Consider the following 24,927-nt stretch of genomic DNA (forward strand, 5'->3'; position numbering starts at 1 on the left):
TCCCTGCACCGGGATCAGGTTTTCTTTGTACTCAGAACTTCTATCAGTTTGACGCCGAAACGCGTGTCGTCGTTTTCCAGAACGGTGATCTCGCCGCGAGCGATCTTGCGGCCGTTCACCATGATTTCGACCGGCTCACCGATCTTCTTGTCGAGCGCGATGGTTGCGCCCTCGTTAAGGTTCATCAGGCCGGCGACCTGCATGCGGCTGCTGCCGAGCATGATCTGAACGTCGATCGGGATATCCATGATCAGGTCGAGGTTCGACTGCATGGCGCTGCCGAGCGGGGCAGGTTCGGAAGCGATCGCACCAAACGAGCTGTCGCCGAAGTTGGCAGAGCCACCAAAATCGGATGTTGCGCCGAAATCGTCGCCACCAAATGCGGGCTCTGCCGCATCTCCGAAACCGCCGCCAAAGGTTGACAGGTCGGTGCTGCCGCTAAAGGCGTCGGCCTCTCCAGCAAAATCCGGCAGGCCGCCGTCCGCGTCGGTCTTCAGGACGCCGCGCAGGTCATCGATGGCCTGATCAAGCTCGGCCTCGTTGCCCGGGAGCTCCATTGAAAGGTCACTGTTCTTGGGTGTTTTCTTCGTCGCCATGAAATCACTATTCCAGTTGAAACTTGCCTCAAGCTGCCGTGGCAGCCCGGTTGGAAAATGGGCTAATTCATCAAGTGGCGGATGAGCTCGTCATCCGAATTAATCGTATCCTTCACCCGGACGGTATAATGTTCGCCCGAACGTCCAAACTCGCAGATGTACAATTCCTTGCTGTTGGCGCTGACTTCGACGCGGACGTCGCCGCGGTCGTGGAAGGGGATGACATCGCCAGCCGCAAGTTTCGAAATGGTCCGCAGCGTCAGGTCCTGCAGACGGATCTTTGCGTCGAGCGTCACCGGCGAGCGGCGCACCTGCTCGCTGAGCTGATCACTCCATTCGGTCGATTTAGCCGACTGGCCCTTGGCCTTCGGAGCCGTCACCGTCGTCTTCAGCAGGGCAGCCTGGGGAACGATCAGCGAGAAATCCGAGGTGATGCCGGAGAGCGTGATCGACATGTTGATCGCGGCAGCGAACTCGTCGGGCTTGTCTTCGGCCGGCTTGATCCGTGTTTCGAACGCATGCGGAAACTCAAGCACTGGCTCGAAGCCGCCAGGCGCGTTCACTGCCGAACGAAGGACATTGGCGAACTTGTCGAAGGCCATGACCGCAAGCTCGAGCTCGATCACGGAGAGCAGGCGATCCGCCGGCTGCTCGACGGCGTCTGCCGCCGCACCCAGCAAGTGTTCCATCAGGGTGATGATGAAGCTGTTGCCGCAGGCAAGCGTAATGTTTGGTGACCAGTTGCGGAGCGTCGCATCGACGAGCGTCGTATTGTCGCCGAGGTTGGCGACCAGCTCGTTCTTGTGCCCGCTGTCGCAACCGAGATAGGCCACTTCGACGTCGAGGTTCGTCTCGCTCTTGATGATGTCGGGCAGAAAGACGACGTAGACTTCGCCGAATCCGCTGCAGATCTTCTCGACGGTGGCCTTGTCGCCCAGCCTGCCGGTCAGTTTGGCAAGAAGGGCTTCGCCCATGAGGGGTTTCTTGAGGGGAGCGTTCATGACCGTTTACGCCGCCTTGTTCTCGCCGCCGGGATTCATCATTTCCTGCTCGACCGCGTCGATCGAAGGACGCTCGTAGGCCGAAATTGTCTTGCGGCCGTATTCGAGCGCGACCTGCGGCACCGAGCCATTCATGTAGGCAAGCAGGGTCTGCTTGACGATGACGTAGAGGCGATGCTGCTTGGTGCGGACGATCTTGATCTGGGAAATGATCGGCGAACACACGCAATAGGACAGGATGATGCCGAGGAAGGTGCCGACGAGCGCCGAGCCGATCAGGTGGCCGAGGACCTCAGGCGAATCGTTGATGTGCGCCATGGCCTTGATGACACCGAGAACGGCGGCGACGATACCGATCGCGGGGAAGGCGTCGCCCATGATCTGGATGGCGTGATAGGGCTTCATCTTGTCGTGAAGGATCGTGTTGATCTCTTCGTCCATCAGTGCTTCGATCTCATGCGAGCGGGCATTGCCGATGATGATCAGCCGGACGTAGTCGCAGATGAACGCCGTCAGTTCCTTATTCTTGAGGATCGTCGGCGCGGACTGGAAGATCGAGGATTCGGCCGGATTGTCGATATGGGCTTCGATCTCGTTGCGAGACTTCGTGCGAAGATCGCGCATCAGGGAGTAGAGGACACCAAGCGTATCGAGATAATTCCGTTCCTTCGGCACCGTGTGCTTGAAGGCTTCGACGAGCGCCTTGCCGGAATCCTTCACCACCTTCATCGGGTTGCCCATGACGAAGCTGCCCAGGCCGGCGCCGCCGATGATGACTAGCTCGAACGGCTGCCAGAGCGCGTCCACGTGGCCACCCATCGCCATGAAGCTGCCGACGATACAGCCGCAGGTAATCACAAATCCGATAATGATATTCATCGTCAGTCCAAACCTGATCGTTATTTTCAACTCAACGGATAGGGCTGCTGGCTTGCGTGAGGCTGATGATAGTCCCTGCAAATCAAGCTTTTGCATGCCAGCTTCGCGCAAGCATTTGCTGTCAGCTTGTCGGTGACGAATGGGCATCCGTGCCCGTTTCTGAGGTGCCGCCTCAGCGAAATTCGTGGTCGAACCGACTGCAAACACCCGGATTTCGTACCGTTCATCGCCAATGCAGGAGTCTATCGGGATGCAATCCGGTCTTTATGTTTCTTTGTCGTCGCAGATCGCACTCGAACGTCGCCTCACCACCATCGCCGACAACATGGCGAACGTGAACACGACGGGCTTCCGCGGGACGGAGGTGAAATTCGACGAGATGCTCGGCGAGACCGGCAACAAGATCAATGCGAAGATCGCCTATGTGTCCCAGGGCAACGACTATCTCTCCGGCGATACTGGCGAGTTCGAGCACACCGGAAACATGCTCGACTTCGCGATCAAGGGGGATGCCTGGTTCTCGGTCGACACGCCGGCCGGCAAAGTTCTGACCAAGGATGGCCGCTTCACGATGAAGGAAAACGGCGAGCTCGTTTCCGTTCGAGGTTACCCTGTTCTCGACGCCGGCGGTGCGCCGGTGACGCTCAACACGGCTGCTGGCGAACCGAAGGTCGGCTCTGACGGATTGATCTACCAGGACGGCAAGCAGGTCGGTTCGCTGGGTCTCTTCGAGGCCGATATCAGCAAGGGCTATCTGCGCTACGAGAATAGCGGCATCATGACGACCGAGCAGCCACGCGCCGTCACCGATCGTTTCAATGTCGGTGTCCGGCAGGGCTATCTCGAAAATTCCAACGTCAACGCGATGCGCGAAATTACGCAGCTGATCGAAGTCAATCGCGCCTTCGAGAGTATGACGTCGCTCTCGAAGGACAGCGAGACTTCGTTCAGCGAGGCGATCAAGACGCTCGGCGGCAGCCGCTGAACGGGGCCTGAAGCATGAGCAATACGCCGCTCACCGAATCCGACCTTTCGCCGAAGCTCACGCATCTCGCGGGGCTCGTGTCGCGCTATTCGAGCCCCGAATTCCTGGTCGCCCCCGGCGGTCACGTCCAGACGATCGCGGCCGGCCACTACACCGTGACCGGCCTGTCGCGCCATGTGCGGCTCGGAGAATTCGTCGCCCACAAGTCGCCGACCGGCATCCACCTCGGCGAAGTGGTTCGCGTCGAGCCTGAACTGACCTATGTCTGCCCGATCGAGCCGGGCGAGCCGATCGGCATCCATGATACGGTCATCCGCAAGGGTGCATTCCGCATCTCTCCGGCGGACAGCTGGTGCGGGCGCACCATCAACGCGCTGTGCGAGCCGATCGATGGCCTCGGTCCCATTGTCGAGGGGCTCGGCCGCCGCTCCATTTCGAACACGGCGCCGCCGTCCATGACGCGGAAGCGCGTGGAGACAGGCTTCAAGACGGGCGTTCGCGCTATCGACATTTTCTCGCCGCTCTGCCTCGGCCAGCGCCTCGGCATTTTCGCAGGCTCGGGCGTCGGTAAGTCGACGCTGCTGTCCATGCTGGCCCGTGCGGATGCTTTCGACAAGGTCGTCATCGCGCTTGTGGGTGAACGTGGCCGCGAAGTGCGCGAATTCATCGAGGACACGCTTGGCGACAACATGAAGAAGGCGATCGCCGTCGTCGCGACGAGTGACGAGAGCCCGATGCTGCGCAAGATGGCGCCGCTGACAGCGGTCACCATCGCCGAGCATTTCCGCGATCAGGGCGACAACGTGCTCTTGATCGTCGACAGCGTTACCCGATTTGCCCACGCGATCCGCGAGGTCGCGACTGCGTCGGGTGAACCGCCGATCGCCCGTGGCTATCCCGCCTCGGTCTTCACCGAGCTGCCGCGCCTGCTGGAGCGTGCCGGACCCGGACCGGAGGGGACCGGAACGATCACCGCGATCATTTCCATCCTCGTCGATGGTGACAACCACAACGACCCGATCGCCGACTCGACGCGCGGCATTCTGGACGGCCACATCGTCCTGCAGCGTAGTCTGGCGGAGGAAGGGCGTTACCCACCGATCGATCCGCTGGCCTCGATCTCGCGTTTGGCGCGCAAGGCCTGGACCCCGGATCAGGAGAAGCTGGTGTCTCGCCTGAAGACGCTCATCCACCGCTTCGAGGAAACACGCGACCTGCGCCTGATCGGCGGCTATCGCCCGGGCGCCGATCCTGATCTCGATATGGCGGTCAGGCAGGTACCGATTATTTACGATGTTTTGAAACAGTCGCCCGGCGATAGCGATTCGAGGGATGCCTTTGCCGATCTGGCCGGCGCCCTGAAAGCCGCGGCCGGCATCGGCGGCCAGCCGAGTATCCGCAGGTAGAGAGGCGCGACGTGACAGATTTCGATGACGATGAGAAGATCGCCCCGCTGAAGCCCCTGCGGCGCAAAACCGTCTTTCTCGACCGCGCCCTGACAATTACCGGCCTTACCCTGGCGGCGGCGTCCGCCTTCTTTCCGTGGTACGTCTTCTTTAACGAGGACAAGTTCGGCATCAATGTCGCGCAGGGCGACCGGACACGCGACCTTCCCGACTGGCCGGCACGAAACGTCTTCAGCGTTTCGCCCCTCGCGATGGCCAACAAGAACCGATACGACAAGAAGCCCGAGATCCCCGTCGATCCGCTGACGACCGCGACGGTCTCCAACATTGGCAAGGAAGACGATAAGGGTCCGCCGGCCGAGGATCAGCCGTTCCCCGGTAAATCCGGCTTTCGCCTCCTTCACGTGGCAAACGGCCGTGCCTTGATCGAAGATACCTCAGGCATGTACGTCGTTCAGGTGGGATCCATTCTGCCGGACGAAAGCCGGTTGGCGACGCTGGAGGAACATGATGGCAAATGGGTCATCATCACCTCCAAGGGCGATGTCTATCAGCATAATTGAGCGTGCACCGCTCTCAAGCGCATCAGTCGAAGGCTCCACCGGATACGGTCGGAGCCTTCGTCCCGTTATGGGAGTGCGCGCCCGGCAGCCACGGAATGTCGGACCGCATTCTCCGTAAGTCTGACGCAAGATTACCGTCCTAGGTTCGCCCCAGTAAAAACGGAGAGTTCCCATGCAACCGATTCAACTTTTCGACTTGGCGTCGCGGCAGGCCGAATGGCTGACGATCCGTCAGGAGGTTGTGGCCGGCAACATCGCGAACGCGAATACGCCGAAATATCGCGCCAAAGACATCACGCCTTTCCAGGCCACCCTCGACCGGTCGGACATTACTATGGCGCGCACGAATGCTGCGCACCTGACCGGCAACGATCTCGGCACGAAAAGCGACATCGACGTCAAGGACGCGGCCCTTGACCAGGAGATCGGCGTGCAGGAGTCCGGCAACACGGTCGGTCTCGCCGAGGAACTCACGAAGTCCGGTGAAATCAAGCGTCAGTACGATCTGAACACGTCGCTCGTAAGCTCGTTCAATCGACTGATGCTGATGACAGTGAAGAGCTAAGATCATGGATCCTTTGTCAGCAGCACTCAAAATCGCGGGATCCGGGCTTGAAGCGCAATCGACGCGCCTTCGCATCGTGTCCGAAAACATCGCCAACGCACGCTCGACCGGCGACACGCCCGGTGCCGATCCCTACCGTCGCAAGACCATCACCTTCGGCGAAGCGGTCGATCGCGCCAATGGCGTCACGACCGTCAACGTCAAGAAGTTCGGTGTCGACGAATCGAAGTTCATCACTGAATTCGACCCCTCCAATCCGGCTGCGGACGAGAAGGGCATCGTCAAGCTCCCGAACGTCAACATGCTGGTCGAGATGGCCGACATGCGCGAAGCAAACCGTTCGTATGACGCCAACCTGCAGACCATCAAGCAATCCCGCGACCTGATTTCGTCGACAATCGACCTTCTGAAGAGCCAATAATCATGATCAACAACGTCAATAGCGTCAGCTCCCTGTCGATGACCCGCGGCCTTGCCGCCATCGAGAAGGACCGCTCCACAGCTTCATCGGCGGCAGAAAGTGCTGCAAACGACGGCGGCTTTGGCGCGGTTCTCACCAATGTTGCGACGGGCGCCGTCAATACCCTCAAGAATGCAGAAAGCATGTCCTTTGCCGGCATCAAGGGCACCGCGACGACGCGTGAAGTCGTCGATGCCGTCATGCAGGCACAGCAGACCCTTCAGACTGCGATCGCCATTCGCGACAAGGTCGTTTCGGCCTTTCTCGACGTTACCCGCATGCAGATGTAATTGATTTGAGGACGAAGCCATGAGAGCGCTTGCCATTGCTGCGACGGGTATGGATGCCCAGCAGACCAATCTTGAAGTCATCGCCAACAACATCGCGAACATCAACACGACCGGCTTCAAGCGCGCTCGCGCTGAATTCACGGACCTGTTGTATCAGACCGAGCGCGCCAAGGGCGTTTCGAACCGCGCGAACCAGGCGATCGTACCTGAAGGTGCGAACATCGGTCTCGGCGTCCAGACGGCCGCCGTCCGCAACCTGCACATCCAGGGCGAGCTTTCGCAGACCGGCAACGACCTCGACGTAGCGCTTATTGGTCGCGGCTTCTTCCAGATCCAGGCGCCCGATGGCACGACGCTCTACACGCGCGCTGGCGCGTTCAATAAAAACGAGACTGGCCAGATCGTCACCACCGACGGTTACCTGGTAGCGCCTAATATCACGATCCCGCAGGGTTCGACGCAAGTGACCATCAGCCGCTCGGGCGAAGTTTCGGCGAAGCTGCCGGGCGACACCGATCCGACCGTGCTCGGCCAGCTGCAGATCGCCGACTTCGTCAACGAGGCCGGCCTTCAGCCTCTCGGCGACAACCTCTTTCAGCAGACACCTGCGTCGGGCGATCCCGTGGTCGGCACGCCCGACGAAGAAGGCTTCGGCTACATGAAGCAGGGCTACCTCGAATCGTCGAACGTCGACCCGGTGAAGGAAATCACCGAACTGATATCGGCGCAGCGCGCCTATGAAATGAACTCCAAGGTCATCACCACCGCCGACGAAATGGCCTCCATCGTCAGCAAGAACCTGAAGTAATCGGGAAGGGCCGAAACATGATGTTTTGCCGGGTCAAAGGTATCCTCGGATGGGCGGCAGCCGCCGCCGTTGCGATCACCGCATTTGCCATGCCGCAGGCAGCAGCCGCTGCCGGCATGGGATATGCCGTCGTTCCGACGACGACCATCTACCCCGGCGAAACCGTTTCCGGCGCCCAGCTCCAGGAAGTGGAAGTGACCAACCCCAACCTCAAGGGCGACTATGCAAAGTCGATCCGCCAGGTCGAAGGGATGATTTCGAAGCGCACGCTCCTGCCGGGGCGCACGATCTCCGTCTCGGCGCTGCGAGAGCCCTATACCGTGACGCGCGGCTCCTCGACCCGTCTTATCTTCACGCTCGGCGCGATGACGATCTCGGCGGCCGGCTCGCCGCTCGAGGATGGTATGACGGGGCAGCTCATCCGCGTTCGCAACATGGATTCCGGCGTGATTGTCAGCGGCACCGTGCTCGCAGACGGCACCATACACGTGGCCGCAAAATGAAGATGTTTTTTCGCCTATTCGTAGCCCTCGCGTTTCTGTCTCCGAATGTCCTGGCCGTCACGCCCGCTGCGGCGATGAACTCGCGCATCAAGGACATTGCCTCCCTGCAGGCCGGACGCGACAACCAGCTGATTGGCTACGGTCTGGTCGTCGGTCTTCAGGGCACCGGCGACGGTTTCCGCGCTTCCCCGTTTACCGAGCAGTCGATGCGCGCCATGCTGCAGAACCTCGGCATCTCCACGCAGGGCACCCAGTCCAACGCGAAGAACACCGCAGCTGTCATGGTGACAGCAAATCTGCCACCCTATGCCAGTCCCGGCAGCCGCATCGACGTGAACGTCAGTTCGCTTGGCGACGCGACTTCGCTGCGCGGCGGCACACTGATCATGACGTCGCTGTCGGGCGCCGACGGCCAGATTTACGCTGTCGCGCAGGGCTCGGTCGTGGTCTCGGGTTTCACCGCCCAGGGCCAGGCCGCGACGGTAACCGAGGGTGTGACGACCGCTGGACGGGTGCCGGGCGGCGCCATCATCGAACGTGAACTGCCCTCGCGCTTCAAGGATTCCGTCAATCTCGTCCTGCAACTGCGCAACCCGGACTTCTCGACGGCGATCCGCATTGCCGATGTCGTCAATGGCTATGCTTCCACTCGCTTCGGCGGCCCGGTAGCAGAAGCCAAGGACGCGCAGGAGGTCATCGTCCAGAAGCCGAGAACGGCGGATCTGACGCGCCTGATGGCCGATCTGGAGAATCTTATCGTCGAGACTGACACGCCGGCCAAGGTCGTGGTGAACGAGCGAACGGGAACGATCGTCATCGGCGCGGACGTGCGCGTGTCGCCGGTTGCCGTCAGCTATGGTACTCTCACTGTCCAGGTAACCGAGACACCGCAGATCATTCAGCCAGAGCCGTTCTCGCGCGGTGTGACCGCCGTGCAGCCGCAGACCGACATCGCTGCGCAGAAGACGGGCGGCAAGGTTGCTCTGCTGGATGGGCCTGATCTCAGGACGCTCGTGGCGGGTCTCAACAATATCGGCGTCAAGCCGGATGGCATCATTGCCATCCTCCAGGGCATCAAATCAGCCGGCGCGCTGCAAGCGGAGCTCGTCCTGCAATGATGAAGAATATGGCCTTGTCAGACTTGCTTCAGCGGCTTGCACTGCCTGCGATGGCCGTCGTGGCGTTGTCCATTCCCGGCGCCTTCGCACAGGAACAGCCGTCGCCGAGGGGTGAAATGACATCGCAGGAGGAGATCAAGCAGTTCTGCACGAACATTGCCGATCCCGCGCGCGACCAGCGCTATCTGCTGCAGAAGCAGGAACTCGAGAAGCTTCGCGCCGACGTCGATTCCCGCATTGCGGAAATGAGCAAGCGCAAAGAGGAATATCAGGACTGGCTGAAGCGCCGTGATGATTTCCTCAAGCAGGCCGAAGCGGGCCTCACCGATATCTATAAGAAAATGAAACCGGACGCAGCCGCATCACAGCTGCAAGAGGTGAAGATCGAAGTGGCGGCCGCCGTCATCATGCGGCTGAACGCGACCCAGTCGAGCTTGATCCTCAATGAGATGGATCCGCAGAAGGCCGCGGTCATCGCCAATATCATCGCCAGCGCGTCCGATCCCAATACGTCGAAGGACCCCTCATGAACATGCGTTTCCCGGTCGCGATCGCCGCCGTCGCCCTTCTTGCAGGCTGCGCATCGCCGCAGGCTGTCAATGAGATCGGTCGCGCCCCAGCCATGAGCCCGATCGGCAGCGGCCTTGCTTATGGCCAGACGCCGCAGATGGCGCTTTATCCGAAGCAGCCGCGCCAGGTCGCGCAGGGCTATTCTCTCTGGAGCGACTCGCAGGCCGCCCTCTTCAAGGATGCGCGCGCGCTGAATGTCGGCGACATCCTGACCGTCGATATCCAGATCAACGACAAGGCGAAGTTCGAGAACGACACCAGCCGCAGCCGGACCAACTCGAGCGGCCTGAACTGGGATGTGAACGCCAACGTCATGGGTTGGAATCCTCAGTCGAAGACCGATGTGACCTACGGTTCGGATACCAGTACCGACGGCAAGGGCAAGATCGACCGGTCCGAGACGCTGAAGCTCATGGTCGCCGCCGTCGTCACCGGTATCCTCGAGAACGGCAACCTCGTGATCAGCGGTTCTCAGGAGGTTCGCGTCAACCAGGAGATCCGCATTCTCAACGTTGCCGGTATCGTGCGCCCGCAGGACGTGAACTCCGACAACCAGATTTCCTACGAGAAGATTGCTGAAGCGCGCATCTCCTACGGCGGTCGCGGCCGCCTGATGGAAGTACAGCAGCCGCCGCGCGGCCAGCAGGCCGTCGATCTCTTCTCGCCGCTCTGAGGCACACATCATGGCAGAGACAGAAACCGCTGGGGGCCAGTCGAAAAAGGCCACAATAATGACGATCGTCGGGCTTGCGGTCCTGACGCTGCTCGGCGCCGGCGGCGGCTGGGTGGTCGGTGACATGGTCGCGCCCAGCATCAAAGGCGCCGAGCAGGCGGAACAGGCCAAGGCAGCCAAGGACGAGGCCGCGCAGAAAAAGGAAGGCGAGGCGGGCCTGCCTCGCATTTCGACGGAAGCCAACAACATCGTTCAACTCGAGCCCATCACCACGAACCTTGCCTATCCCTCAGAAAGCCTAGTTCGCCTGGAAGTCGCGCTGCTCTTTAACGGCCCGCCGGACGTCAAGGTCGCCGAGGATGTCCATCAGGACATCCTCGCCTATGTCCGTACGGTTTCGCTGCAGCAGATCGAGGGACCGCGAGGCTTCGAATATCTTAAGGATGACATCCAGGAGCGTGTTGACCTTCGCGCGCAAGGGCGCGTATCGAAGGTCATGTTCAGGACCTTCGTCGTCGAATGATTCGATTCATATTGTTATTCGCTGCCATGATGGCGGCACCGGAGCTGGCCCATGCGCAGCAGCTCCCATCAAACCTTTTGAACTTGCCGGTCGACGGTTCGGTTGCGGCATGGATCATCAGAACATTCGGCCTGTTGACCGTTCTTTCGGTCGCTCCGGGCATCCTGATCATGGTGACGAGCTTCCCGCGCTTCATCATTGCATTCTCGATCCTGCGATCGGGAATGGGCCTGTCTTCCACGCCCTCCAACATGATCCTCCTGTCGCTCGCGTTGTTCATGACTTTCTACGTCATGCAGCCCACGTTCGATCAGGCATGGCAGACCGGCGTCCAGCCGCTCCTGTCGAACCAGCTCGACGAGCAGCAGGCGGTGGCGCGTATCGCCGAGCCCTTCCGGGGATTCATGGCGAACAACACCCGCGACAAGGATCTGGCGCTTTTCGTGGATCTGGCGCGCGAGCGTGGCCAAACTGTCGAGACCGGCGAGAAGATCGACTACCGCGTCCTCATTCCGGCTTTCATGATTTCGGAAATCCGCCGCGGCTTCGAGATAGGCTTTCTCGTCGTCCTTCCTTTCCTGGTCATCGATCTGATCGTCGCCACCATCACCATGGCAATGGGCATGATGATGCTGCCGCCGACCTCGATCTCGCTGCCATTCAAGATTCTCTTCTTCGTGCTCATCGACGGCTGGAACCTGTTGGTCGGAAGTCTGGTCCGCTCGTTCCACTGACGAGGTTTCGCGGCTTCACACTCCACACAACAAAAGGCCCGCTGGCGTTCACCGGCGGGCTTTTTGTTGTGTGGGGCTTCCATCTAGTCGAAGCTGAAGAATGGCTCCGTGCGCGGCGGCAGGGCCGGAACGTCGATGTGGTCAGGGTCCAGTCCCATCTTGGCGCGCTCCACCATGACCTCGTAGGACTTCTCGAGGTGGAGCGTGAAGCGTTCCGCATCGAACAGCGGCATGATGCAGGCGTTCTGGCGAATGCGCTGCTTGTAGTCGGCAATGCGCTCCGGGCTGCTCGCGAGCTCGACGGCCATGTCCTCGTAGGCCTTGATGTCGGCGGCGACGAGTTCCGGCAAGCCGATTGCGTTGAGCAGACTCTCGGTGACGCGGGAAGCGAAATTGGTGCCCTTGACCGTCAGGACTGGCAGGCCACCCCAGAGCTGTTCGGAAGTGGTTGTGTGGCCGTTGACCGGGAAGGTGTCGATACCGAGGTCCGCCATCTGCTGGCGATCGATGTGCTCTTCGTAGGATACGCGGGGGCAGAAGATCACTCGCTTCGAATCGATCCCCCTCCTGTTCATATAGTTCCGCAAGTTGGCCTCGGTACGCGGTGACGAAAGCATAAGCCAAAGTACGCTGTTCGGCGTGCGCTTGAGAATGTTGCACCAGACGTCGAGTATGTCCGCGTTGATCTTGCGGTTTGCATTGAACGAGGCAAAGACGAATGCATCCTCCGGCAAACCGACCTCAGCGCGTGTTGTTGGCCTCGGCTTCGGACGGTTGGCGGGATCATTGGGCTGATAGCTGTCCGGCATGCGCACCAACTTCTCGTAATAGTGCGCTTCACTGCCCTCGGGCAGCACGAAGCGATCGCCGATCGAGTAGTCAAGATCGATGTCCGTTACCGTGCCCGGGAAGCCAAGCCATGTCGCCTGTATTGGCGCCCCGCCATAGTTTAGTATTCTGGACCGTCCGCCGAGTGTGTGCCCCTTGAGATCAATCAGGATGTCGATCTGCCGCTCACGAATGGCTTGTGCGGCTTCTTCATCGGTCATGTCCCGGACGATGCATACTTCGCCCCACTGTGAGCGATCGACAGTGCTGGCCTCATGTTCCAGGTGTTTCTCCGCGGTATGGCAGAAGAGCGTCACCTCGAACTTGTCTCGGTCATGCAGCTCGAGGACGCGGCGCAGCAACTTCATGGTCGCATGCCCAACCCAAAAGTCCGAGGAGAGATAACCGATCCGAATTTTGTCTCCCCATGAATGGGGAACGGCTTTGCGCCGCGCGGCTGCCTCCTTCAGGGGAAGCGAAGGAGTGTGGGAGGCGCGCGCATTGAGCGCCTCGTTGCCACACCAATGGAGGTTGTAGAAAGGGTTGTCGCGTTCCAGGAAGCCCAGGTCGCCCTTTTCGAGCATTCGCTGCACGGACTGAAACTCCCTTGCGACCAAATCGAAATCGCACACCTCGCGCGCGAAAACGAGCAGGAGCAGCCGGAGCGATATGATCTCCGGAAACTTCTTGAAGAGATTGCGGATAAGCGTCTCGTTGGTCGCATCCAGAATGTCGTCGCCGACCATTCGCACGGCGAGGCGCGCATGGTCCGGGTTGCTGCTCTTGGAAATGACGTCGCGGTAGGGACTAACGAGATCTTTTCGGCCCTGCTTCAGATGAATGTTAACAAGCACGCTGGCAAGGTCGACGTCGGACCTAGCGAGAGACATGAGACGAAGTGCGTAAAGCAGGGCCTGCTCCTCGTCGCCGCAAGCAAAATACAGAAGCGCGGCTTCGCGCGTGTAAAGCGACTCCTTGTTGCTGTCGAGTTCGCCCGCCAACGCATAGGCACTTGCCGCCTCCGATTTGAAGCCGAGTTTCAGCAGGTTCTTGGCAAGCAGGACGTACGTTTTTACATCCTTCTGCGTGTTGATGATTTGGTTCAGCGCTTCAAGCGACTTGAGATACTGTCCCTTTTGGTAGTCTTTCGAAGCCGCTGCAAACGAAATATTGGTATTCAAGAGCCCACCCCATTCGGAATTTTGTCGACGAGCGCCAAGGCCACGCGCGCGCAGGCCATATTGCGCCTAGTTTTGCTCTATCTAGACACACCAAGCTTGCTTGAAGCCGACGTGTTCCGCTGGGTCGGGCGCCTATGGGTGTTTGGACACCGTTAACCACATCGTGGACCTGACGCCGTTTCATCAGCCGTTTTAATGAGTTGGCAATGAATGGCTGCAAAATTGTTCCCGACATGACGGGTTTGGTTGCTCAAGAGAAACGGCACCGAGTGGCATGAAGCTGGTCCGTCATCGCCGGTATAGAAGTCCGGTATGTCCTCCTTTTGTATTTTGTTTTTGGGGACAGACTTATGACAAGCATTAACACCAACAACTCCGCCATGGCGGCACTCCAGACGCTGCGCAACGTCAACAAGGGCTTGAATAACACGCAGAACGCCGTTTCGTCTGGCCTGCGCGTCGGCAAGGCTGCCGACAACGCTGCCTACTGGTCGATCGCCACGACGATGAAGTCGGACAACAAGGCCCTTTCGGCTGTTTCCGACGCCCTCGGCATGGGCGCCGCCAAGCTCGACACNGCNTANACGGCTGTCGACAGCGCCATCGANNTCGTCGGCGAGATCAAGGCAAAGCTCGTTGCAGCCAGCGAAGCTGGTGTCGACAAGACCAANCTTCAGGACGAAATCACCCAGNTGCAGGCACAGCTCTACAGCGTTGCCCAATCCGCTTCGTTCAACGGCGAAAACTGGGTCAACAACNCCGGCGGTACCGTCANCGTCGTTTCCTCCTTCGTCCGCGGCACCGGCGGCACGGTCTCGATCAAGACCACCGACTATGTGCTCGGCACGGCCAACACCCTGTTCAACGGCACGACCACCGGCGGNATTCTTGGTGGGACCGGCGCAAGCTCCGGCCAGTCGGTCTACGGCTTCACGATCGGNANNANCACGACCCANGNCGNNATCGACAACCTGCTGACGGACGTCGAAACCACGCTGAAGAACATGACCACNCTCGGTTCGCAGCTCGGTTCGCTCCAGACTCGCGTCGACATCCAGTCGGACTTCGTGTCTTCGCTCAGCGACTCGATCGACTCCGGTATCGGCCGCCTGGTNGACGCCGACATGGAAGAAGAGTCCTCCAAGCTCAGCGCCCTGCAGACCCAGCAGCAGCTGGCGATCCAGTCGCTGTCGATCGCGAACTCCTCTTCGCAGAACATCCTCTCGCTGTTCCGCAGCTAATAGCAGGAGCGCCCGCGGGCGCTTCAAACCGATCGAAGCCGCGCTCCCCCGAGCGTGGCTTTTTTATGTTTGTTAACTCGGCGTTAACCAAACTCATGTTTTCTGCCGTCAACGAAACGGTATGTTAACCAAGCTTAAGAAGCGGTTAGCGGGCATGAAGCTGATTGCCGTTCCCGGTGGCGGACCGGAGTGTCCTTTTCAATATTTGCCAGCCAAGGACCAATAATTTCATGACCAGCATTTTGACGAACGTCGCGGCAATGTCCGCCCTCCAGACCCTCCGCGGCATCAATGGCAGCCTGGAAGAAACGCAGAGCCGTGTTTCGTCAGGCTACCGCGTCGCGGAAGCCAAGGACAACGCTGCCTATTGGTCTATTGCGACGACGATGCGCTCGGACAACAAGGCGCTGTCGGCCGTCTCCGACGCGCTTGGCCTCGGCGCGGCGAAGGTCGATACCGCATATTCCGCCATGGATAGCGCCATCGATATCGTCAGCGAGATCAAGGCCAAGATCGTAGCCGCAACGGAAAAGGGCGTCGACAAGACCAAGGTTCAGGACGAAATCGCGCAGCTGCAGCAACAGTTGCTGAGTGTTGCGCAATCTGCTTCCTTCTCCGGTGAAAACTGGGTTGCAGGCAATACAACGAAAAGCGTGGTCTCCTCGTTCGTCCGCGACGCGAATGGACAGGTGTCCGTCCAGACGACAGAATATTTCCTCGATGACTCGACCAGCGGCAACGTTCTGTTTGGCATGACGACAACCGGAGCAATCGACACTGCGACTGGTATCATCGGAACCTCCTCGGGCAGCGTTGGCTCGATCTTCAGCATGGACATCACGAGCTTCAGCGACAGCGATATTAACCTGGCATTGACCACCGTGGAAAACGGCCTCAGCGCGCTGACGAAGGCGGGTTCGCAGCTCGGTTCGATCTCCACCCGTATCGATCTTCAGGAAAGCTTCGTTTCGAACCTCAGCGACTCGATCGACTCGGGCGTCGGACGCCTCGTTGACGCTGACATGGAAGAGGAATCGAGCAAGCTGACCGCGCTGCAGACGCAGCAGCAACTGGCGATCCAGTCGCTGTCAATCGCCAACAACAGCGCACAGAACGTCCTCACGCTGTTCAAGGGCTAAGAACGCCGCCAGCCACGAAGTGAGACCGAAAGCCGCGTCGCGAGATGCGGCTTTATCTTTGTTTTTGAAGCGATAATCAAGGTTGCGCGAGGCTTGCGGCACCGACGCCGTAGCCCTTGCGCCGGTCCGGAGCCTTGGTTACCTTCGCTTAACAGTTGATTTGTTTTAGCGACAAACCGGCCTGGAGGATCCAGTCGGGGGCATGACGCCAGCTCAGTCGCTGCCGCTCGCCGGCCTGTCCCGTTTCCCTATTCAGAGCCAGAAAATGACATACAAAATTACCAGCTCGGCACAGGTGAACGCCCTCGCGGCGCTGCGCATCATCAACAAGGACGCCGCAACGGTTCAGCAGCAGGTTTCGTCGGGTTACCGCGTCGAAACGGCTGCGGACGACGCAACCTATTGGTCCTTTGCAAGCGTCATGCGCTCGGACAGCAATTCGCTGCAGAACATTCACGACGCGCTCGGCGTCGGCGCATCGAAGGTCGATACTGCCTATACCTCGATGGACAGCCTGATTGACCAGTTGGGCGAGATCCGCAAGACGCTGCTGACGGCGAAGGAAGCCGGCGTCGACAAGACGAAGCTTAATACCAGCCTCAGCGAGTTGAAGGGACAACTGCAGACGACGGTTCAGTCGACCAGCATCGCCGGCGAGAACTGGCTTCTTAACCGAGATGCCACGCTTCCGACCTCGCGATCCGTGATCGGCGGTTTCGTGCGCGGCGCGAGTGGTGAATACCAGATGCAAACCATCGATTTTCCGGCGGACCAGACCGTCATGATCGATATGACGGACGCCAATCGCGGACTGCTCACGAAAACGGTAGATGCGAACACCCTGAATTCCGACGGCACTGCGACGGCACGCAACTATTATCTGCTTAGCGCCGGCTCGACGACGCCGGCGACCGGAACGGAAATAAAGCTCGATAGCAATACGACGTCCGCACAGGTGGACGATATGATCGCAGTGGTCGATTCCCTGTTGTCGACACTGACGGAGACCGCGGCTGGCCTCGGCACGATGAGCGCGCGTATCGGCGATCGCGTTGCCTACACCGCGGACATGTCTGACTTGATCGACAAAGGTGTCGGCGCACTCGTTGACACCGACATGGACGAAACGGCGACCCTTCAGAAGGCGTTGCTTGCGCAACAGCAGATGGGCATTCAGACGATCTCGATCCTGAACACAGCCGCCAGCAAAGTACTGCTACTGCTGCAATAGTGAGGTGAGGCGCGGGTGAGCTTGTTGGGCCTCACCCTTCATCCTCGCGCAAGTTTGATTGCCTAGTTTCGATACAAAGGCGCAGTGCGGAAACCGTGCCTGATGAGTTGTCAGTTCATGATGGGGCGCGGCATGTCGCAGTCTTCTGCAGCGAGAGGGTGGATTCGGTGAGCGCGCTGCTTTCTCGGTATCTCAAGGATTTTGGAGAACCGGCCGTCGCCGCTCCCGTCGTGGATGCGGACGATTTCGCGAACGACTTTGGCGGCTTTGCCGATCTTGCCTCAGAGCCTGTCGTCGATCTCGAAGCAGAGCGCCACAATGCTCACGCCGAGGGCTATGCGGAAGCGACCGCCGTGTTGACGGAGAAGTATGAACTGGAAGCGCAAACGGTCGCCTTTGTTCACCAGCGCGAGGTCGAAGAGCTTCGCGACCGCTACGAGGTTGAGACTGCGGCGCTGGTCGCCTCCCGGCTTGATGCCATGGCGAGCGCGATTGCCGAGCTTGTCAGCGCGACTGTCGCAAGGGCGCTGGCCCCCGTAATGACCGATGTCCTGTCGCAGAAGGCTGCCGTCGATCTCGCCGGCATTCTTCGCGAGGCGGTATTGGAAGGCGATGTCGGCACCGTGACCGTCAAGGGACCTGCCCGGCTGTTCGATGTGTTGAAGGGTACTCTTGGCGAAAAGGCAGGTCTTCTGCGCCACCTTGAAACCGGCGATGTCGACCTGACTGTCGAATTTGGCGACGCCGTCCTTGTGACGCGCATGTCGGCCTGGGCGACGAGCTTGAAGAAAGTTCTGGAATGAGTGAGAGCGAAAACCACCATCACGGCAAGAACGAGATCATCATCGTCAAGCGGCATGGCGGCGGCGATCACGATGGGGCGCATGGCGGCGCCTGGAAGATCGCCTACGCCGACTTCATGACGGCCATGATGGCGTTCTTTCTCGTCATGTGGCTGGTCAACGCCGCGAACGAGGAAACCAAGGCCTCCGTCGCGACCTATTTCAATCCGATCAAGCTCTCCGACGAGAAGCCCACGCAAAAAGGCCTGAAGAAGCCTGTCGATCAGGCGGATGGCGATCAGAATCAGGAGAAGTCGAAGGAAAAGGAGGACAAGCCCAACGAGGGCGCGGCGGCGGCAAACGGCGACGACCAGACCTCGACATCCGGCGACCAAACGAACTACTCCGAAGCCGACTTCTTCGAGAATCCCTATTCGGTCCTGGCAGAAATTGCGCAGGAGGTCGGCCAGCAGGCAAACGTCAGCGCCAAGGGTGAGGGCGGCGCGAGCGACTCCGGTCCTGCAACCGGAGCCGACGGTGGCCAGGCTTATCGTGACCCGTTCGATCCCGACTTCTGGACGAAGCAGGTCGAAGTTACCCATGCCAACAAAAGGCAGCCGGCTTCGAAAGATGTTCCTGCTGATGAAGCAGCGGACGCCACGGAAGTTGCGAAGGCCGAATCCGGGAACCCGGCGGATCTGACGAAAGCGGCGGACGCCGGCGAGAGTCAGGAGGCACAAGCCGCAGCGACAGCAGAGGACAAGCCGCAAGCCGAGGCGCAAAAAGCCGTTCAGCAGAAGAAGGCCGAGGACCTGCAAAAGGAAATCGCGCAGCAGATCAGCGGCGTGGCCGGCAAGCTCGCCGAAGGCCTCACGGTTACGGCGTCGGAAGGCGGCCTCTTGGTCAGCATCTCCGATCAGAGCGACGATTCCATGTTCAATATCGGGTCGGCCGTTCCGCGCAAGGAAATGGTGCTCGCAATGGAAAAGATCGGTGAGATCCTGAAGAGCAAGCCGGGCGCAGTCGCCATCCGCGGTCATACGGACGGCCGTCAATACAAGGGTGAAAACGAGAACTGGCGCTTGTCCATGGATCGTGCCCAGGCGGCCTACTACATGGTCGTTCGGGGCGGAATCGACGAAAAACGCGTCTCGCAGGTTTCGGGCTTTGCCGATCGCATGCTGAAGGAGCCGGCCGATCCGTTCAATGCTGCCAACCGGCGCATCGAGATATTGCTGCAGGCGGATCAGGGATAATCCATGGTCCGTCACCACCAACGTCTTCTGCTTTTGCTTTTGGGGCTTGCGGTGAGCCCTGCTACCGGCGTGCACGCGGAAGATCAGGAGGACATTGTCCCTTACAAGATGCTCCGGTCGCTGCAGTTCGTGCAGGATTCCGTCGTGCTCGGGGATCACTCGGCTGCCGAGATGCAGCGTTTCATGCTCGGGACGATCGATCAGCGTCTACGCACGATCGATCCATCGGTTTTCGATGATGAGCGTAATGTCGATGCGGCTCTAATCTACGCGATGAGCGGTGGTAATCCGGAGACCCTCGAATATCTCGTCGCGCGCGACGTGAACGGTCACTTCGACAACCGGGTCAGCGACGTCCTGCGGAAATATCTGAGCGGCAAAGGCCTGCTTGTTGCAAAGAGCCTTGTCGAGACCGCAAACGAATACAAGGACAAGAAAATCGGTCCCTATCTGGCGCTGGTGGGCGGCAACGTCACCATTGCCAAGAGTCCAGTGGAAGCGCTGAAGCTGTATGATCAGGCTCGCCTCTATGCGCCGGGTACGATCGTCGAGGAGGCGGCGCTACGCCGCTCCGTGTCTATCTGCGTCGAAGCAGGGATGGTGGATAAGGGTCTCGACTACTCGCAGCGCTACGTGCGTCGTTTCCTGCATTCGCCATATGCCAGCCAGTTCGCGGATCTTTTTGTCAGCCTGCTGGTCAATCACGATCATGAGGTGAAGCCGGACGACGTTGTTAACATCCTCTCCTTCATGGACGAGGCCAGGCAGCGCGAGGTCTACCTCCGTATCGCCCGCGCGGCGGCGATCGCCGGCAAGGGCGATCTCGCACGGATGGCCGCGGCGCGCGCCCAGACGCTTGCAGGCGATTCTGATAACGCCTTTGGAGCGCTGGCGGATTTCTACGGCGGCATGGCGGCGATCCCGACCGACAAGATCGATGCGGCCACGAAGAACATCGAATCCATCCCCGAGCAGGAGTTGTCGCCGCGCGACCAGGCCCTAAGAGCCGCGGCAAAAGCTATTGCGGAACAAGTGCTTCGTCCGCCTGAACCGGCAAGCTTGACGCAAGCGACGACCCCTAAATCTAATGGCCAAGAAATTACTTCTGAACAGGCTGAAGCGGATCAGGGGGAGGTACCAAACCCAGTTCCAGGTCCCGTTGTGGGAGAAGCGGCGGGGGGGCCGCCGTCCGATGTTGGGGGACAGCAGGACGCCGACCCGTCATTCAACGCATTCGTGACGTCAAGCCGATCGCAGTTGGATGAGATCGACGGCCTCTTGAGCAAAGAGAGTAATTGAGATGATGGACATCAGTGTTTTGGGGGGAGCATCCGGAGCAGGGGCTGCCTCTGGCATTGGCCGCCAGACGGGCAGCGGTGGCGATGCGGATGCAGGCGGGTTCTCCGATGCCCTGAACAAGGCAAGCGGCGGAAAGCATGACTCCGCCGAACAGTCCACGGCCGGCCAGCAGGCAGGCGACGGCACCGATGGCAGTACATCCACTGCGCCGCGACGCCCAAGCACTCAGCCATTGATCGATCTCGGCAGCACATCTCTCGCTGCGCAGGCGCAGATGAAAGAGAAAGCGTCTGGTTCGGCGGACAAAGAAACGAAGACGACGGAACATAACGGCAAGCCTAAGGGCAAGCACGCTGATGAAGCCGATTTGCAGGATCTTTCGGATAGGCTGGATGATGACGCTGTAACGGTTCGAAAGGGCGCCAAGGAGACGAAGGCCGACGGTGCCGACGACCAGAAGGTCGCCCCGGACGATAGCGCGCTGTCTGATGTCCTGAGCTTACTCAAGCAAGTCCCGACGGACGGAACTGCGGCTGCAGCGTTCGCGGCGATGGCAGGCGCGAAGCCGGAAGGCAAGGTATCGACAGAACCGAAAGAAAAGTCCGTTGCCAGCGTCAAGGCCAAGGATGAGATGTCTGTTGACGCAGGTCTGACCGGCGTCGATACAACCGCGGACGTCCAGTTACCCGGCACTGAGGCCGAAGGCGGTATCGACGCGACGACATTCCGGCTGACCCGTGCCGATGGCCGTGGTCAGTCCATGGACATGCATCTTGGCGTTGACACGGATGCCGCCGAGTCCGGCGGCAAGGCTAACATCGAGAGCGTCTCTGTTCTGGATTCGCGCCGCTACATCGGCCTTGCGCAGAACACCAATTCTTCCGCCGTGACGGCCGCCATATCCGGTGATCAGGAATGGGCGCACGCCATGCAGGCGAGTTCTTCGCTGTCGAACGCCGCTGAGTGGACGAGCACCGGCAAGGTGGTGAATACACTCAAGATCCAGATGAATCCGATCGAACTCGGTCTCGTCACGGCGACGATGCGGCTGCAAGGCGACGCGCTCAACGTCGATTTGAAGGTCGAGACACCAGCTGCCTACCGGCAGCTCAAGGAAGACCACGGGAAGATCATCGAGGCATTGCGCAGCCAGGGCTTCGCGATCGACAACGTGACGATCAGCATGGCGCCAGTCGACCGTTCGGACACGGGCAACCAAGCGACCGCACAGGGCCAGGCGTTTGCCCAGCAAGGCCAAGGCGGGGAGGCGCGTGAGCGCCAAAATCACTCAGGACAGCGAACTGGCGGAGGCTTCAATGGCTCGGGCGAAAGCGGTGTTGAAAGCACTTCTTCTGGCGCCGCTGGCAGTAGTCGCACTGGCGACGTCTACCTCTAGCGCTGAAGCGTCGAACAGCGCCTGCGAGGTGGAGATTCAAGCCGCCGCACTGAAATACGGTATTCCGGAAGGCATACTCTATTCCGTGGGTCTGACCGAAACCGGGCGCAAGGGATCCCTCTACCCTTACGCGCTGAACATCGAAGGCAAAGCCTTCTTTCCGCCCTCCGAGCAGGATGCTCTGAGGCAGGTCGATGTGGCGCGCCGATCGGGCGCGAAGCTCATCGACATCGGCTGCATGCAGATCAACCAATACTACCATGGTGAGAATTTCCGGTCCGCGGAAGAGATGTTCGACCCCCGCCGCAATGTGGAATACGCGGCAAGGTTCCTGCGCAATCTCCACGACCGACACGAAACCTGGACGATGGCAGTGGCCCGCTATCACGCCGGTCCCAACAATGACCCTGCCCAGAAGCAATATGTCTGCCGGGTCATCGCCAATCTGGTCGCCACCGGCTACGGCAAATGGACTCGCAATGCGAGCACCTTCTGCCAAAATTGATTCAATCAAAACTAGCAGAAAACAGAACAAAACAGAAATGTGTCATATTGTGGCGAGAATCTGTCTCAATATGGCAAGGCAAGTCACATTTTAGACCTTGTTAACTTTTCCACGAAATTTTTGTGTGCATAATTTCGGACCGCTACTACATCTAGATCAAATCGCGCCTCAATTCTTAATCAACTATTAATTCCTGCCAGTAAGTTCCTACAGCTTGTCCCGGAATCGCGCGATTCGTACCCATAGAGCATCGAGGTACCACAAGTGATTCGGAGGCGGACGAATGATCGTAGTGGTTGATGAGCGTGAGCTCGTGAAAGATGGTTACACTTCACTTTTTGGGCGGGAAGGCATTCCTTCCACAGGGTTTGATCCACGTGAATTTGGCGAATGGGTTCAGACGGCGGCGGACGCTGATGTCGCGGCCGTCGAGGCGTTCCTGATCGGGCAGGGGCAGCAGACTTTCGAGCTGCCGCGCGCGATCCGTGACCGTACCATGGCGCCGGTTATCGCAGTCAGCGATCAGCCGTCGCTGGAAAACACCCTTGCACTTTTTGATTGTGGCGTCGATGACGTCGTGCGCAAGCCTGTGCATCCCCGCGAGATCCTGGCTAGAGCTGCCGCCATTCGGCGCAGACTGAAAGCGATTTCCAGCCACACGGATATCGGTGCGATCCGCGTGTTCTCCGACGGCCGCGATCCGGAAATTCACGGTGAGGTTTTTGCGCTCCCCCGTCGCGAGCGTCGCATCCTTGAGTACTTGATTGCAAACCGCGGTCGTCGTGTCACCAAGACGCAGATCTTCAACGCGATCTACGGGATTTTCGACGACGAAGTCGAAGAAAACGTGGTTGAAAGCCATATTTCCAAGCTGCGCAAGAAGCTCCGGAAGAAGCTGGGCTTCGATCCGGTCGATTCGAAGCGCTTCCTTGGCTATTGCATTGACTGGAACTGATTTTTTCAGAACGGGCCGCGTTGCCTGAACCTGGTCGCTGCATTCTCGCGACATTGGTTCAACGCCAGACAGCCTCACGCAAGGCCCACCAAATACTCTCAAGCCTACTAGGGGAATCGAGGTTTTCAGATGAGCATTTTTGGCAGCATGAAGACGGCCGTGTCCGGCATGAACGCCCAGGCAAACCGCCTCAGCACCGTCGCCGATAACATCGCGAACGCAAACACGACGGGCTACAAGTCCGTTTCGACCGCTTTCTCGTCGCTGGTCCTGCCATCGACCTCGGGTAACTATAATTCGGGCGGCGTCCAGACATCCGTTCGCCAGTCGGTTTCGGAACAGGGCGACATCTCCTACACGACATCAGGCTACGACCTGGCGATCTCGGGCGACGGCTTCTTCATCGTTCAGAGCCCGGACGGCGTTCCGGTTCTGACCCGCGCCGGCGATTTCACCAAAGACCCCGAAGGCAACCTGGTCAATTCCGCCGGCTTCAAGCTGATGGGTTATTCTTACGACGCTGGCGCGCCGGCCGTCGTCGTCAACGGTTTCTCGGGACTCGTGCCGATCAACGTCAACCAGTCCGGCTTGACGGCCATCGCTTCGACGACCGGTACCTTTACCGGCAACTTGAACTCCAATGCCAACGTCGCAACTGGCAACCTTCCGTCTTCCAACACGGCGCCGATCACAGCTGACACGAAGCAGATGTCGATGGTTGGTTACGACAAGCTCGGCAACACGGTTCAGTACGATTTCTACTTCACCAAGACGGCCGTGACGACGCCCCCGCCGGCAGCTCCGGGTGTTGCGAGCACGTGGGAGGTTGCAGTCTTCCGTCATGACGATGCGGCAACAGGTGGAACCTCATCATTTCCGTACACTTCGACGCCGGGTCCGGCTCTCGTTGGCTCGACAAATTTGACGTTCGATGCCAACGGCAAGATGGTCAGCACTGGCGCCCTCACCATCGCCGATCCCGTCACCACCGGTTCGATCGCCATGGACCTCAGCGGTTTCACGCAGCTCGCCGCTGATTTTGCAGGTAGCGGCACGCCGAACGGCCAGGCCGCCAGCCCGGTCAAGGATGTCACGATCGATAAGGACGGCACGGTATATGCCAAGTATGCGGATGGCACGTCGAAGCCGCTCTACCGCATTCCGCTAGCGACCGTCGCCAGCCCGGACAACATGACGCTGATGAGCGGCAACGTTTATAGCGCAAACGGCCAGTCCGGCGTGACGGTCACCGGCTTCCCGCAGACCAACGGTTTCGGCACGATCCAGGCGGGAGCACTTGAAAGCTCGAACGTCGACCTCGCCGGCGAACTGACCGAAATGATCGAGTCGCAGCGCAGCTACACTGCCAATTCCAAGGTGTTCCAGACGGGGTCCGACATCATGGACGTCCTCGTCAACCTCAAGAGATAAGTAGGGTTC

27 protein-coding genes are annotated in these 24,927 nt (G+C 59.6%); 23 read left to right on the forward strand and 4 right to left on the reverse strand.

Going from position 1 to position 24,927, the window contains the following annotated elements; all coding sequences use genetic code 11:
• Positions 1-14: 14 nt before the first annotated feature.
• From fliN to motA, 3 genes are all read right to left on the reverse strand, one after another.
• Entirely contained in the window at positions 15-596 is a 582-nt protein-coding gene (gene fliN, locus AF71_RS09870; protein WP_169681179.1) for a flagellar motor switch protein FliN, read from the reverse strand.
• Positions 597-658: 62 nt separating this feature from the next.
• Complete coding sequence (locus AF71_RS09875; protein ID WP_113472020.1) at positions 659-1,597, reverse strand: FliM/FliN family flagellar motor switch protein; 939 nt, start codon at positions 1,595-1,597, stop codon at positions 659-661.
• A 6-nt stretch (positions 1,598-1,603) separates the two neighbouring features.
• On the reverse strand, positions 1,604-2,476 hold the full coding sequence (gene motA, locus AF71_RS09880) for a flagellar motor stator protein MotA (RefSeq protein WP_018859694.1): 873 nt from the start codon (positions 2,474-2,476) through the stop codon (positions 1,604-1,606).
• Positions 2,477-2,726: 250 nt separating this feature from the next.
• On the opposite strand from motA, the gene flgF reads away from it, so the two are divergent.
• The 13 genes from flgF (at position 2,727) to fliP (ending at position 11,674) form a co-directional block, all read left to right on the forward strand.
• On the forward strand, positions 2,727-3,461 hold the full coding sequence (gene flgF / locus AF71_RS09885) for a flagellar basal-body rod protein FlgF (RefSeq protein ID WP_018859693.1): 735 nt from the start codon (positions 2,727-2,729) through the stop codon (positions 3,459-3,461).
• Positions 3,462-3,475: 14 nt separating this feature from the next.
• Entirely contained in the window at positions 3,476-4,867 is a 1,392-nt protein-coding gene (fliI, locus tag AF71_RS09890) for a flagellar protein export ATPase FliI (RefSeq protein WP_169681181.1), read from the forward strand.
• Positions 4,868-4,878: 11 nt separating this feature from the next.
• Positions 4,879-5,430 carry a flagellar protein gene (locus AF71_RS09895; RefSeq protein ID WP_169681183.1) on the forward strand — a complete coding sequence of 184 codons (552 nt, stop codon included), beginning with the start codon at positions 4,879-4,881 and terminating at the stop codon, positions 5,428-5,430.
• Between the two features lie 172 nt (positions 5,431-5,602).
• Complete coding sequence (gene flgB / locus AF71_RS09900; protein WP_018859690.1) at positions 5,603-5,995, forward strand: flagellar basal body rod protein FlgB; 393 nt, start codon at positions 5,603-5,605, stop codon at positions 5,993-5,995.
• 4 nt (positions 5,996-5,999) lie between these two features.
• On the forward strand, positions 6,000-6,416 hold the full coding sequence (gene flgC / locus AF71_RS09905; RefSeq protein WP_018116161.1) for a flagellar basal body rod protein FlgC: 417 nt from the start codon (positions 6,000-6,002) through the stop codon (positions 6,414-6,416).
• Positions 6,417-6,418: 2 nt separating this feature from the next.
• Positions 6,419-6,745 (forward strand): flagellar hook-basal body complex protein FliE, encoded by a 327-nt coding sequence (locus tag AF71_RS09910; protein WP_018859689.1) that lies wholly within the window; start codon positions 6,419-6,421, stop codon positions 6,743-6,745.
• A gap of 19 nt (positions 6,746-6,764) precedes the next feature.
• A complete protein-coding gene (gene flgG, locus AF71_RS09915; protein WP_018859688.1) occupies positions 6,765-7,553 on the forward strand; it encodes a flagellar basal-body rod protein FlgG in 789 nt (262 codons plus the stop codon).
• A gap of 17 nt (positions 7,554-7,570) precedes the next feature.
• Entirely contained in the window at positions 7,571-8,056 is a 486-nt protein-coding gene (gene flgA, locus AF71_RS09920; RefSeq protein WP_025660307.1) for a flagellar basal body P-ring formation chaperone FlgA, read from the forward strand.
• Positions 8,053-9,174 carry a flagellar basal body P-ring protein FlgI gene (locus AF71_RS09925; protein WP_018859686.1) on the forward strand — a complete coding sequence of 374 codons (1,122 nt, stop codon included), beginning with the start codon at positions 8,053-8,055 and terminating at the stop codon, positions 9,172-9,174. The genes flgA and AF71_RS09925 overlap by 4 nt, the downstream gene beginning before the upstream one ends.
• A complete protein-coding gene (locus AF71_RS09930; RefSeq protein ID WP_018859685.1) occupies positions 9,171-9,704 on the forward strand; it encodes a MotE family protein in 534 nt (177 codons plus the stop codon). Before AF71_RS09925 ends, AF71_RS09930 begins: the two co-directional genes overlap by 4 nt.
• Complete coding sequence (flgH, locus tag AF71_RS09935) at positions 9,701-10,417, forward strand: flagellar basal body L-ring protein FlgH (RefSeq protein ID WP_025660305.1); 717 nt, start codon at positions 9,701-9,703, stop codon at positions 10,415-10,417. Before AF71_RS09930 ends, flgH begins: the two co-directional genes overlap by 4 nt.
• 10 nt (positions 10,418-10,427) lie before the next feature.
• Positions 10,428-10,940 (forward strand): flagellar basal body-associated FliL family protein, encoded by a 513-nt coding sequence (locus AF71_RS09940; protein ID WP_018859683.1) that lies wholly within the window; start codon positions 10,428-10,430, stop codon positions 10,938-10,940.
• Complete coding sequence (gene fliP, locus AF71_RS09945) at positions 10,937-11,674, forward strand: flagellar type III secretion system pore protein FliP (protein WP_018859682.1); 738 nt, start codon at positions 10,937-10,939, stop codon at positions 11,672-11,674. Before AF71_RS09940 ends, fliP begins: the two co-directional genes overlap by 4 nt.
• Before the next feature lie 83 nt (positions 11,675-11,757).
• On the opposite strand, the gene AF71_RS09950 is transcribed toward fliP, so the two are convergent.
• Positions 11,758-13,683 (reverse strand): glycosyltransferase family 41 protein, encoded by a 1,926-nt coding sequence (locus AF71_RS09950; RefSeq protein ID WP_112649598.1) that lies wholly within the window; start codon positions 13,681-13,683, stop codon positions 11,758-11,760.
• 350 nt (positions 13,684-14,033) lie between these two features.
• Here AF71_RS09950 and AF71_RS09955 point away from each other — a divergent pair, with 350 nt between their 5' ends.
• The 10 genes from AF71_RS09955 (at position 14,034) to AF71_RS10000 (ending at position 24,918) form a co-directional block, all read left to right on the forward strand.
• The gene (locus tag AF71_RS09955) at positions 14,034-14,924 is read left to right on the forward strand and encodes a flagellin (RefSeq protein WP_169681185.1); all 891 of its coding nucleotides are present in this window, start codon (positions 14,034-14,036) and stop codon (positions 14,922-14,924) included.
• A gap of 230 nt (positions 14,925-15,154) precedes the next feature.
• A complete protein-coding gene (locus tag AF71_RS09960; protein WP_169681187.1) occupies positions 15,155-16,063 on the forward strand; it encodes a flagellin in 909 nt (302 codons plus the stop codon).
• Positions 16,064-16,328: 265 nt separating this feature from the next.
• Positions 16,329-17,294, forward strand: a complete 966-nt coding sequence (locus AF71_RS09965; RefSeq protein ID WP_192240781.1) for a flagellin — start codon at positions 16,329-16,331, stop codon at positions 17,292-17,294.
• 167 nt (positions 17,295-17,461) lie between these two features.
• Entirely contained in the window at positions 17,462-18,097 is a 636-nt protein-coding gene (locus AF71_RS09970) for a hypothetical protein (protein WP_025659528.1), read from the forward strand.
• The gene (locus AF71_RS09975) at positions 18,094-19,332 is read left to right on the forward strand and encodes a MotB family protein (RefSeq protein ID WP_169681189.1); all 1,239 of its coding nucleotides are present in this window, start codon (positions 18,094-18,096) and stop codon (positions 19,330-19,332) included. The genes AF71_RS09970 and AF71_RS09975 overlap by 4 nt, the downstream gene beginning before the upstream one ends.
• A 3-nt stretch (positions 19,333-19,335) precedes the next feature.
• Entirely contained in the window at positions 19,336-20,631 is a 1,296-nt protein-coding gene (motC, locus tag AF71_RS09980; RefSeq protein WP_169681191.1) for a chemotaxis protein MotC, read from the forward strand.
• A gap of 1 nt (position 20,632) precedes the next feature.
• Entirely contained in the window at positions 20,633-22,027 is a 1,395-nt protein-coding gene (locus AF71_RS09985) for a flagellar hook-length control protein FliK (protein WP_169681193.1), read from the forward strand.
• A complete protein-coding gene (locus AF71_RS09990; protein WP_025659524.1) occupies positions 21,969-22,532 on the forward strand; it encodes a lytic transglycosylase domain-containing protein in 564 nt (187 codons plus the stop codon). The genes AF71_RS09985 and AF71_RS09990 overlap by 59 nt, the downstream gene beginning before the upstream one ends.
• A gap of 283 nt (positions 22,533-22,815) precedes the next feature.
• Complete coding sequence (locus tag AF71_RS09995) at positions 22,816-23,487, forward strand: winged helix-turn-helix domain-containing protein (protein ID WP_018856802.1); 672 nt, start codon at positions 22,816-22,818, stop codon at positions 23,485-23,487.
• Positions 23,488-23,616: 129 nt separating this feature from the next.
• Positions 23,617-24,918: a flagellar hook protein FlgE gene (locus tag AF71_RS10000; RefSeq protein ID WP_018856803.1), complete on the forward strand. Its 1,302-nt coding sequence runs from the start codon at positions 23,617-23,619 to the stop codon at positions 24,916-24,918.
• The last annotated feature ends 9 nt before the right edge of the window (positions 24,919-24,927 follow it).

Origin of the sequence: Rhizobium sp. 57MFTsu3.2, from assembly GCF_012932765.1 — a bacterium.
Classification (GTDB): domain Bacteria; phylum Pseudomonadota; class Alphaproteobacteria; order Rhizobiales; family Rhizobiaceae; genus Rhizobium; species Rhizobium altiplani.

What these genes read in the sequence shown, in the direction of transcription:
- AF71_RS09975 (WP_169681189.1), top strand. Translation starts at nt 18,094, where the DNA reads ATGAGTGAGAGCGAAAACCACCATCACGGCAAGAACGAGATCATCATC.
- AF71_RS09960 (WP_169681187.1), top strand. Translation starts at nt 15,155, where the DNA reads ATGACCAGCATTTTGACGAACGTCGCGGCAATGTCCGCCCTCCAGACC.
- fliP (WP_018859682.1), top strand. Translation starts at nt 10,937, where the DNA reads ATGATTCGATTCATATTGTTATTCGCTGCCATGATGGCGGCACCGGAG.
- AF71_RS09965 (WP_192240781.1), top strand. Translation starts at nt 16,329, where the DNA reads ATGACATACAAAATTACCAGCTCGGCACAGGTGAACGCCCTCGCGGCG.
- motC (WP_169681191.1), top strand. Translation starts at nt 19,336, where the DNA reads ATGGTCCGTCACCACCAACGTCTTCTGCTTTTGCTTTTGGGGCTTGCG.
- flgA (WP_025660307.1), top strand. Translation starts at nt 7,571, where the DNA reads ATGATGTTTTGCCGGGTCAAAGGTATCCTCGGATGGGCGGCAGCCGCC.
- AF71_RS09930 (WP_018859685.1), top strand. Translation starts at nt 9,171, where the DNA reads ATGATGAAGAATATGGCCTTGTCAGACTTGCTTCAGCGGCTTGCACTG.
- fliN (WP_169681179.1), bottom strand. Translation starts at nt 596, where the DNA reads ATGGCGACGAAGAAAACACCCAAGAACAGTGACCTTTCAATGGAGCTC.
- flgF (WP_018859693.1), top strand. Translation starts at nt 2,727, where the DNA reads ATGCAATCCGGTCTTTATGTTTCTTTGTCGTCGCAGATCGCACTCGAA.
- AF71_RS09995 (WP_018856802.1), top strand. Translation starts at nt 22,816, where the DNA reads ATGATCGTAGTGGTTGATGAGCGTGAGCTCGTGAAAGATGGTTACACT.
- AF71_RS09985 (WP_169681193.1), top strand. Translation starts at nt 20,633, where the DNA reads ATGATGGACATCAGTGTTTTGGGGGGAGCATCCGGAGCAGGGGCTGCC.
- AF71_RS09925 (WP_018859686.1), top strand. Translation starts at nt 8,053, where the DNA reads ATGAAGATGTTTTTTCGCCTATTCGTAGCCCTCGCGTTTCTGTCTCCG.
- AF71_RS09875 (WP_113472020.1), bottom strand. Translation starts at nt 1,597, where the DNA reads ATGAACGCTCCCCTCAAGAAACCCCTCATGGGCGAAGCCCTTCTTGCC.
- fliI (WP_169681181.1), top strand. Translation starts at nt 3,476, where the DNA reads ATGAGCAATACGCCGCTCACCGAATCCGACCTTTCGCCGAAGCTCACG.
- AF71_RS10000 (WP_018856803.1), top strand. Translation starts at nt 23,617, where the DNA reads ATGAGCATTTTTGGCAGCATGAAGACGGCCGTGTCCGGCATGAACGCC.
- motA (WP_018859694.1), bottom strand. Translation starts at nt 2,476, where the DNA reads ATGAATATCATTATCGGATTTGTGATTACCTGCGGCTGTATCGTCGGC.
- AF71_RS09940 (WP_018859683.1), top strand. Translation starts at nt 10,428, where the DNA reads ATGGCAGAGACAGAAACCGCTGGGGGCCAGTCGAAAAAGGCCACAATA.
- AF71_RS09910 (WP_018859689.1), top strand. Translation starts at nt 6,419, where the DNA reads ATGATCAACAACGTCAATAGCGTCAGCTCCCTGTCGATGACCCGCGGC.
- flgB (WP_018859690.1), top strand. Translation starts at nt 5,603, where the DNA reads ATGCAACCGATTCAACTTTTCGACTTGGCGTCGCGGCAGGCCGAATGG.
- flgG (WP_018859688.1), top strand. Translation starts at nt 6,765, where the DNA reads ATGAGAGCGCTTGCCATTGCTGCGACGGGTATGGATGCCCAGCAGACC.
- flgH (WP_025660305.1), top strand. Translation starts at nt 9,701, where the DNA reads ATGAACATGCGTTTCCCGGTCGCGATCGCCGCCGTCGCCCTTCTTGCA.
- flgC (WP_018116161.1), top strand. Translation starts at nt 6,000, where the DNA reads ATGGATCCTTTGTCAGCAGCACTCAAAATCGCGGGATCCGGGCTTGAA.